The sequence below is a fragment of the Nostoc sp. genome (assembly GCF_036917375.1).
Taxonomy (GTDB): domain Bacteria; phylum Cyanobacteriota; class Cyanobacteriia; order Cyanobacteriales; family Nostocaceae; genus Nostoc.
On sequence record NZ_JBALDN010000069.1, the window covers coordinates 1 to 8,376 of the forward strand.

The 8,376-nt window shown below is 42.1% G+C and carries 9 protein-coding genes and 2 pseudogenes; 6 read left to right on the forward strand and 5 right to left on the reverse strand.

Annotated elements, in window-relative coordinates:
- Positions 1–342: 342 nt before the first annotated feature.
- Positions 343–609: pseudogene (locus V7K45_RS19025) on the reverse strand (DUF4277 domain-containing protein); the annotation flags it as partial.
- Between the two features lie 70 nt (positions 610–679).
- On the opposite strand from V7K45_RS19025, the pseudogene V7K45_RS19030 reads away from it, so the two are divergent.
- Positions 680–1,826 (forward strand): annotated as a pseudogene (locus V7K45_RS19030) (IS630 family transposase).
- A 216-nt stretch (positions 1,827–2,042) separates the two neighbouring features.
- Here the strand turns inward: V7K45_RS19030 and V7K45_RS19035 are convergent.
- Together V7K45_RS19035 and V7K45_RS19040 are read right to left on the reverse strand one after the other, a co-directional pair.
- Positions 2,043–2,807: a peptidylprolyl isomerase gene (locus V7K45_RS19035; RefSeq protein ID WP_335006095.1), complete on the reverse strand. Its 765-nt coding sequence runs from the start codon at positions 2,805–2,807 to the stop codon at positions 2,043–2,045.
- Positions 2,808–3,432: 625 nt separating this feature from the next.
- Positions 3,433–3,807, reverse strand: coding sequence for a c-type cytochrome (locus V7K45_RS19040; protein WP_099100046.1), 375 nt, complete (start codon positions 3,805–3,807; stop codon positions 3,433–3,435).
- Between the two features lie 209 nt (positions 3,808–4,016).
- Here V7K45_RS19040 and petG point away from each other — a divergent pair, with 209 nt between their 5' ends.
- Entirely contained in the window at positions 4,017–4,130 is a 114-nt protein-coding gene (gene petG / locus V7K45_RS19045) for a cytochrome b6-f complex subunit V (protein ID WP_063721252.1), read from the forward strand.
- Positions 4,131–4,141: 11 nt separating this feature from the next.
- Positions 4,142–4,279, forward strand: coding sequence for a hypothetical protein (locus V7K45_RS19050; protein ID WP_335006097.1), 138 nt, complete (start codon positions 4,142–4,144; stop codon positions 4,277–4,279).
- A 62-nt stretch (positions 4,280–4,341) separates the two neighbouring features.
- Here V7K45_RS19050 and rsmD read toward each other — a convergent pair whose 3' ends face one another.
- Positions 4,342–4,887, reverse strand: coding sequence for a 16S rRNA (guanine(966)-N(2))-methyltransferase RsmD (gene rsmD / locus V7K45_RS19055; protein WP_335006099.1), 546 nt, complete (start codon positions 4,885–4,887; stop codon positions 4,342–4,344).
- 84 nt (positions 4,888–4,971) lie between these two features.
- Positions 4,972–5,607 carry an imidazole glycerol phosphate synthase subunit HisH gene (gene hisH, locus V7K45_RS19060; RefSeq protein WP_322693612.1) on the reverse strand — a complete coding sequence of 212 codons (636 nt, stop codon included), beginning with the start codon at positions 5,605–5,607 and terminating at the stop codon, positions 4,972–4,974.
- Positions 5,608–5,665: 58 nt separating this feature from the next.
- Between hisH and V7K45_RS19065 the strand changes: the two genes are divergently transcribed.
- The 3 genes from V7K45_RS19065 to V7K45_RS19075 all read left to right on the forward strand — a co-directional run bounded on the left by V7K45_RS19065 (position 5,666) and on the right by V7K45_RS19075 (position 8,196).
- Positions 5,666–6,187: a pyroglutamyl-peptidase I family protein gene (locus tag V7K45_RS19065; RefSeq protein ID WP_335006102.1), complete on the forward strand. Its 522-nt coding sequence runs from the start codon at positions 5,666–5,668 to the stop codon at positions 6,185–6,187.
- A 31-nt stretch (positions 6,188–6,218) separates the two neighbouring features.
- On the forward strand, positions 6,219–7,586 hold the full coding sequence (locus V7K45_RS19070; RefSeq protein ID WP_335006104.1) for a DUF3370 domain-containing protein: 1,368 nt from the start codon (positions 6,219–6,221) through the stop codon (positions 7,584–7,586).
- 172 nt (positions 7,587–7,758) lie between these two features.
- Positions 7,759–8,196, forward strand: coding sequence for a response regulator (locus V7K45_RS19075; RefSeq protein ID WP_335006106.1), 438 nt, complete (start codon positions 7,759–7,761; stop codon positions 8,194–8,196).
- Positions 8,197–8,376: the final 180 nt, after the last annotated feature.

Consider the following 8,376-nt stretch of genomic DNA (forward strand, 5'->3'; position numbering starts at 1 on the left):
ACGCTGCTGCGGCAACGATAGTTTAGGGGTTGCCCTACGCAAAAATAGCTCGATGCCAGGTTATTATTCTAACATAAAGCCCCACGCCTCACAGCTTGGGGCTTCTTGTTTATCATAAATTGCGCTACTAATGCCACACAACCCACATTCCGCAGGTGAGTTAGCAAAACAGATAATATTTACGGCAGGAAGGAGCAAAAAAGCTGAGAATCCACAGTCTTTCAGGGGTCAAATTGGTAATTTGCTGGATGTGGGCAACAGTGATTAAGTGAATCGACATAAAAAACACTGAAAGACCCAACGTAAGGTGGGAGCAGCTGTAGGCTTACCTAACTGATTATCGATTGCCACTGTGACAAATACTTCTGTTAGCCCTTTGGAATATAGTTTGTTCAGCACTTGTCCCAGGCGTTCATCATTTAAGTGTTCTGGATGTATCCCCTTTCCCAGCAAGTGTTCTGTGGCTTTGCCAATAAAAAATTTCTCAAATAGATATAGTGGGGCGCTGACAAACCCTAATCCGTTGAGAATCATTGCTTTTACTACTTGACCTGCACTGATGATTTCTTGCGGATGACTTCCTAGCAGTCGGTTAATTTGTTCTACTAGTGGTTTGTCGCATTAATTCTGCGGGGTTAGAATTGAAACAGAGAGTTGAGCGATCGCAGATCAGAAGAGTATGCCAAAAAAGCACATAGTAAAGCTAACACAAGAACAGCATCAACAATTAGTTGAAATAGTGAAAAAAGGAAAAGCAACGGCGCGAATGATTCGTCGAGCGCACACTTTACTCATGGCTTCGTCAGGTGAAACAGATGAAGCGATCGCCAAAATTTTACACATAAGTGTAGCCACAGTGGAAAGGACGCGGAAACAGTTTGTCCAAGAAAATTTGAAAAATACTATAAGCGAGCGTAAGCGTCCTGGAAAACCACGTAAGCTAACGGTCAGTGCAGAGGCATTTTTGATTGCTACCACTTGCAGCCAGCCACCAACAGGACACCAACGATGGACATTACAATTGTTAGCTGACAAGCTAATTAGCCTAGAAATGGTAGATAGTATCAGTGCCGATACAGTAGGACGCACATTAAAAAAAACTTGACTTTTGCCTTGGCTGAAAGAACAATGGTGTATCCCACAAGTAAGTGCAGAATTTGTCTGCTGTATGGAAGATGTACTAGATTTATATGCTCAACCAATTGACCTAAAACGTCCATTGGTGTGCTTTGATGAAAGATTATGCCAATTAATTGGGGATGTTCATCAACCGATACCACCAACACCGAAAACAGAAGATAAACCCGGAATAGTGGAAAAAGTTGATTATGAATATGAACGTAATGGCAGTTGTAATCTATTTGCTTTTTTAGCCCCATATTTAGCATGGAGACATATTATGGAGACATATTAAAGTTACTCCCCAAAGAACTAAAGTTGATTTTGCTTATTGTATGAAAGATTTGGTTGATATTCATTTTCCAGATGCGGAAATAATTCGATTAGTAATGGACAACTTAAATACGCATACAATCAGTGCTTTATATCAAGCATTTACCCCATAAGAAGCAAGGCGAATCGCCAAAAAATTAGAGATTCATCACACACCAAAACATGGCAGTTGGTTAAACATGGTTGAATGTGAGTTATCTGTACTTGTGCGCCAATGTCTTCAACGAAGAATACCCAATACCAAAACTTTAGAAAAAGAGATTTCAAGTTGGGAGTGTGAACGTAATATAAATAAAGTTTGTGTGGATTGGTGCTTTCGTACAGAAGACGCTAGAGTTAAGCTTTCAAAGATTTACCCAACCCCGCAGAATTAATGCGACAGAGCACTAGTTCCATTTCGTCACATATGCCTGCGACTATTCCGCAGTGATCGATATCCTGTACTCTTATATTTAATAGTGATGCTGTCATGCTTCTCAAATGCAGCATTTAGGTAATTTTCAAAAATACAGCATTTTACTATCACACCTGCAGAATGTGGGACACAACACTTTTAGACGGTATTCGATTGGTTAAAGGTTTATCGCTTGTCACGTATCCCCCTCAGCTTGTGGTGCAGACATGATTTGCTTTTGCTGTTCTTGTAGCCAGTTTTCAAAGAGTTCATTCAATAGGCGCATTTTCATAAATTCATCCAGTTGTGCCGGAATAAATTTTTCTAAACGTAAAATTACAAACCATTCAGCGATACGGGTAGGGGGCAATATCTGACCTGGTTGGCTGCTAGAGAGCATTTGCACCATTATCGGATGTAGTGCATTCAGTTCAATCGGGCCTACCAAGCCACCTGTTTGGGCTTCCGGTCCGAGTGAGTATTCCCGCGCTAAATCAGCAAAAGAGTTTTCTTTTGCCTGAATTCTGAAGTATAGTTCTTGGGCAATTCCCACATCCTGGGTTCGTAGTAGGGAATAAATTACTTTGTCCAGTTTGGCCTTGGACTGAAAAAAGTAAGATTCCAGTTTATTACCCCAAGTGGCTTGTTTAAATTTTTCAATTTTCAGCTTACGAGTGGTGATAATTTCTAGTTGATCGGGATTCAGCCCTTGATGTGCCATCCAAGCCTGGATATCTTCTTCATTTTTGAACTGTTTTTCGGCGTAAAACTGCTGTTTAGCTTGGGCTACTTCCTCTGGGGTACACTCTATTACTATCTTGGCAGAGCGCGAGTTTTGCTCTATTGCCTCATCAATGATCAATTCTCGCTGCAACTGTGGCAGCATTTGGTAACTTGCCAGTAAGGAAATCAGTTCACTAGCTGTGATTGTACGATTACCGATTTGGATCGTTTCAGTCATTAGCTTTCGGGCATCTCAAGAATATTTAGTCTGTTAAAAAGCTATACCGTAGCCCATTTACTAAGAGCTTTTGCCTTAACCTGCCGAGTTAGGTATGCTAACCTCACTTTCACAATAATTAAATAGTTATTTGCTAACATACTTAAAAATATACAGTTTATATGAGTTTTTATCAAAGATTCTACGCAAATACTAGCAGATGTGAAGATAAAGACAAAAGTAGTTCTCGCCACTACGACTTTAGAAGATGAAGTTTATCAGACGGAGTTTGGCTGTTTTGAGGTTTCTATTATTATGCATAGAGGCACAGTAGTATTAGTGTCGTGGTTCTTCTCCCAACCTCAGCGTTTGGTAGATAAGTGGAGATGCCAAAGAAGTTAGTGAGTCCGCATACCCCTACGGGGAAGCAAACTACGCGCAGCGTCCGCACCTAAGCGTTTGGAATTTTCTCAAACATGATGTGGCTCTTATGTTGCTAAAGCGTCTCTACGAAACACCACACGAAAGCTATCGAGCATCTAGGGGTCTCTTTAAAGTTCTCAGAGGTAAAAAAAAAGGCACACTTAACTATGCTGCCTTTTCACATCAGGGAATTTATGTATCGTACGACCAAAAATTCTTAGGTCTACAACGACTCTAAATAGTTCAAAAGATCCGCCATTTCTTGAGCACTAGGTTGGAATTTTGGCATTGGTGGTGTTTCGCCACTGATCACTTGGTGAATCAGCCCATACCGAGACTTGTGCTTTGAAACAGCTTGCAAACTGGGCCCCACTCGCCCGTCTGCTTCCAAGCCATGACAACCAGCACAGTTAATTTGGAAGATCGCGTGTCCTTGAACTGGGTTTCCTGTTAGGGATAGAACGCTCTTGACGTATGGATCGGAGGCTTGAACCAACTGAACACCAAAAAAGCCCAAAGGGACTGCTAGCAGTATAGCCAGCGTCAATAAAACGATCCGCTGAATCAAAATTTCAGGTTTGGTAATCTGGTTATCCAAAAGGTTTGCTGTGAAAGTCTAGGTGTGCTAAAAAGTTTTCATTTCCTACACATAGCTTAAAAGTTCTTGATTGTGTCTGCAAGCACAGAAGACTATTTTTTTGTGGACAGTCGTCCTCCAAAAGGCTGTAGGGCGCAGGATTCATACGAAATTTGGTAAAATCAAAAACAGGCAACGAATATTTAATAATTACAAAGAGGAGATTTACAGTGGTTGAACCCCTGCTATCAGGTATTGTCCTTGGTCTAGTTTTCGTCACTCTCGCCGGACTTTTTTACGCTGCATATAAGCAATACAAGCGCCCCAATCAGCTGGGGGGATGAGGAAGTGCCCAGTGCTGTTAGCGGAAGCGGGGCGTTTAGCCCGTGCTGAGGAGCCAGTGCGTTGGGTAGTTCTGCCGACTTGTACCCCTGCTCTTAAGCAAGCTACGCGTAGCGTCTCCGACAGGAGAACAACTGGCGTTGCTGAGTAGGATGAGGGAAGGGGGATAAGGAGGACAAGGAAGCAAGTTTTCTCCTCCATTCCCCATTCCTGTCATTCCACAATTCTGTAGAAAGTAAGTGATGTGTTGCCGTAAACTTTCTGGCAGCAAATTTCCCAAGCGGGAATCTCTAGCGGTGTCCAACCTTGTGAGGCGTGTTCAACTGCGATTTCGCCGCTAGGATCTAAAAATTGATGGTGAGCGATCGCATTTAATACTGGCTGGTACAATCCACTAGCATAAGGTGGATCGAAGTAGATTCTATCAAACTGTTTACCTGATAAAGTCTTTAACTGCTGGGTAATATCTCCCCGCAATACCCGAAATTCCTGGTCGGCATTAGCTACTTGCTGCCAATTTTGTTGGATGGTGGCACAGGCTCGGCTCGATTGTTCAATTCCCACTACTAAGCTGGCTCCTCTACACAAAGCCTCTGCGCCCATTGAACCAGTACCCGCGCACAAATCTAGCCAGCGACAACTTGCAATTTCTCCTTGCCAAATATTAAAGACTGCCTCTCTTACTCGCGCACTAGTGGGTCTAGTTTCTTTTCCTGGTAAAGTTTTTAGCTGGCGATTGCCGTAAATTCTCAGGCTCATTGGTTATTAGTCATTGGTCATTAGTCATTAGTCATTGGTCATTAGTTTTAGACAAAAGACAAAGAACAAATGACAAAAAGAATATTAGGCAGGAATTTTTTCGCGGACTTGAGCAACGAAATTAGACAGGATTTGCAATCCGATATTAGAGGATTTTTCGGGGTGAAATTGTACTGCCATCAGATTTTCATGGGCGATCGCAGCTGTAACGGTTTGAGTACCGTGAGTGATAGTTGCTGCACGGATTAGCGGGTCTATTGGGTCAACATAGTAGGAATGGACAAAATACACCCAAGGATCTGACGGTAAATGCTCCCACAAAATACTTTTTGGTTGAGTGATTTCCAGCTGATTCCAACCCATGTGAGGAATAGTGATGTCAGGTTCGGGACGAAACCGCCGCACTTTTCCTTTGATAATTCCCAGTCCTGGTTGGGTACCTTCTGCACTTGATTCAAAGAGAATTTGCAATCCTAAACAAATTCCCAAGAAAGGTTTACCAGATGCGATCGCTTCTTTAATCGGTTGTTCTAAACCACGCGATCGCAGATGTTGCACTGCTGGATCGAATGCTCCCACTCCCGGTAGAACTATAGCATCTGCCTGCTCTAATTCCTTTGGAGAATAAGTAACATTAGGAGTTGCCCCAGCTTTTTCCAAGCCTTTACAAACTGAGTGCAAATTTCCCATCTCATAATCTACGACCGCAATTACTGGCATTTACCTGCTCCTTGTAAATTTATTATGGAGGGTTTTTCTATTCTAAATAATATTTGTTATGAAGAAAAGAATTCTATTAACTTCTTTTGACACTTGGCTAAAAGATCAACAGTCAAATTCTTCTGATGATTTATTACTTGAAGTTACCAAACTTGAGTTGATACCACATGACTTAACTTTTTTACGCCAGTTACCCGTAGATGTGCAACTTGCTAGTACTCAGGTAATGGAAAAAATCAAGGCAATCCAACCTGATTACATCATCTGTTGTGGCATGGCTGCAAGTCGTACACAATTAAGTGTGGAAGCAGGTGCTAGCTGTGGAGAAAGTATTTTACAGACAGAAGTTGATTTAGAAAAATTAGTGGCGGGAGCAGCAAAAATTCAGATTAGCCACGACTGTGGGAAATTTGTTTGTGAAGGTCTTTACTATTCAGTGTTGGACTACTTAAGCCAAAATCAACTCACGTCACGTTGTATTTTTGTCCACGTTCCAGTTCTCAATCAAGAAAATTTGATGGGGATTCTTGCCGATTTCGTATTAATTATTAACAAACTGGCACTTCCATCAAGTTGTTAATGTCTGTATGGTGAAAGAAATATCTAAGTATATGTTGCCATTGTTACTAATTTTCCCAATTGCCCAATCAACTCCTGCCACGCTACCACCTGAAGAAGTCGTCCAACCTCAAGAAGTGCGTCCTTTACCAGGCCAATTGGATACAGTGCCAACGTTTAATAGCAATAGTCCAGAATTAGTGTTGAAAGAAGGGATTTTACTTTCTACCTTTCCACCAGATGGGAAAAAAGTGCCAATAGCGCATCTAAATTTTCCTTTTCGGGGACGATTTGATATTTTTGCCCATCACGTTGCAAAGGCTGAACCGCCAGAGAATTTGCGAGCGCTCTATTTAGGGATAATTTTGCATAACCCTAGTTCGGAACCAGTAAAGGTAAATATTTGGCAGGCGGCAAGTTATTTAAGTCAACCGGATGCTCCATTTATTCAATTACCATCCTTTAGCCAAAATCCTTTAGGTAAAGTTTTTGCCGGGCCAGGCGATCGCGTCATGTCTGATGTGCTTCGGGGAGTGCGACAAGAGATTTTCCCTGCCCAAATTGAGATTCCACCAAAGCAAAGTCGGATGTTACTCAATTTGCCAATTCCTGTGCAGGGATTGACACCACCCGTAAATGGTCGGTCTACATTCATGCGACTGCAAAGTGATGGCACTGTCTATGCAGCTAGCCTAGCGATGTTTGCACGGGTAAATCCTGATGGCAGTGAGCGATCGCCTACTTTAGAAGAGTGGCAGAATTTACTAGATAATGGTGATTTAGCTGGGCCACGAGATAAAACTCCCACTCCCTTAGAAGAAACTGGTAAGCCAATAATTTATGGGCGTGTTGCGGGAGTGGTTGGTGGTTCGCGATGGAGAGCCTTATTAGTAGATAATCCTAAAGCCAAGTATTTAACTATTCCCCAGCCTGGTCAAGTGTTTTCTTACGCTCTGAGTACCCTGCATGGCGGTACATTAGGAACTGGTCAAATTCAAAGTGCGCCTATGCTAGTGCGCTATCCTGACACCGCATATCGCGCTCATGGCAACTATGGAATTCAATATAATCTGAAGTTGCCGCTATACAACAATACTCAAAGTTCTCAAACTGTTAGTGTGTCAATACAAACACCACTCAAAGAAGATCGGTTAGTCAAACCAGGGTTACGCTTTCTGAGTACACCAGATCCTCAAGTATTTTTTCGAGGGACAGTGCGAGTACGTTACAAAAATGACCAAAATCAGCTGCAAACTGAGTTTGTGCATTTAGTGCAAAAGAGAGGTCAACTGGGGGAACCGTTAGTTTTATTAAAGATGAAACCAGGCGATCGCTCTTTGGTAGAAGTAGACTTTCTTTATCCACCGGATGCTACACCACCGCAAGTATTAACAGTTTCAACTCAGACTGAACCTCGGTAATGAGTCATGGGTAATGGGTAAGGGCTTTTTTTCTAATTACCCGTTACCAAAAAATAATTAAAGCCTGTTCTAGAGCTTTTCACCCCAAGTTTCTATATTTAGGGTGAATACTTATTCCGCTCCATACATTGCAATAGAAATAGCAGACTATAGCAGGCAATAAAGTGACGGCATGGCAACCGAGCAAAAAATGAATCAAGAAACTGAGTTAAATTCGCTCCAGCACCTTATTGGAATCCTGATTTTACTGGTAGAAGATGAGCCAGATATTGCAGATTTGCTCACCTTCGTTTTGGAAGCAGATGGTGCAGAGGTGATTGCTTTAAACGATGCAGAAGCAGCCCTTGCCTTAGTAGAATCGCTTCATCCCGATATTCTGCTGTGCAATATGAAGTTGCCCGAACATGATGGAAATTGGTTAATTGAGCAAATTCGAGTACATTCTTGCCCATCCTTAAGACAGTTGCCTGCGATCGCTATCACTTCTTATACACGGGAGGTCTCAGGCTATAAGGCTTTGAATGCTGGTTTTGATCGATTTCTAGTCAAGCTTGAGAGTCCAGAGGAAATTGTAGATGAGATTGTTCACCTGTTATCTGCCGATGTTTAAATATAACTAGCCAGCCTCGATCTCGTTTTTGATACTGATTTTGCGCAATACGCTGTGGGAGCGCATAGCTATCTATACACTCCTATAACAATGCTGCGGACAAAATTAGGCAGCAATAACCCCGTAAGAACGTAGGTTTTGATAGTTAGGATGGGATTTAATTAAAGTTGGCGAGAGTCC

Coding starts and splice junctions, on each gene's coding strand:
- V7K45_RS19035 (WP_335006095.1), bottom strand. CDS start 2,807: ATGACTGAAACGATCCAAATCGGTAATCGTACAATCACAGCTAGTGAA.
- rsmD (WP_335006099.1), bottom strand. CDS start 4,887: ATGAGCCTGAGAATTTACGGCAATCGCCAGCTAAAAACTTTACCAGGA.
- hisH (WP_322693612.1), bottom strand. CDS start 5,607: ATGCCAGTAATTGCGGTCGTAGATTATGAGATGGGAAATTTGCACTCA.
- V7K45_RS19065 (WP_335006102.1), top strand. CDS start 5,666: ATGAAGAAAAGAATTCTATTAACTTCTTTTGACACTTGGCTAAAAGAT.
- V7K45_RS19070 (WP_335006104.1), top strand. CDS start 6,219: ATGTTGCCATTGTTACTAATTTTCCCAATTGCCCAATCAACTCCTGCC.
- V7K45_RS19075 (WP_335006106.1), top strand. CDS start 7,759: ATGGCAACCGAGCAAAAAATGAATCAAGAAACTGAGTTAAATTCGCTC.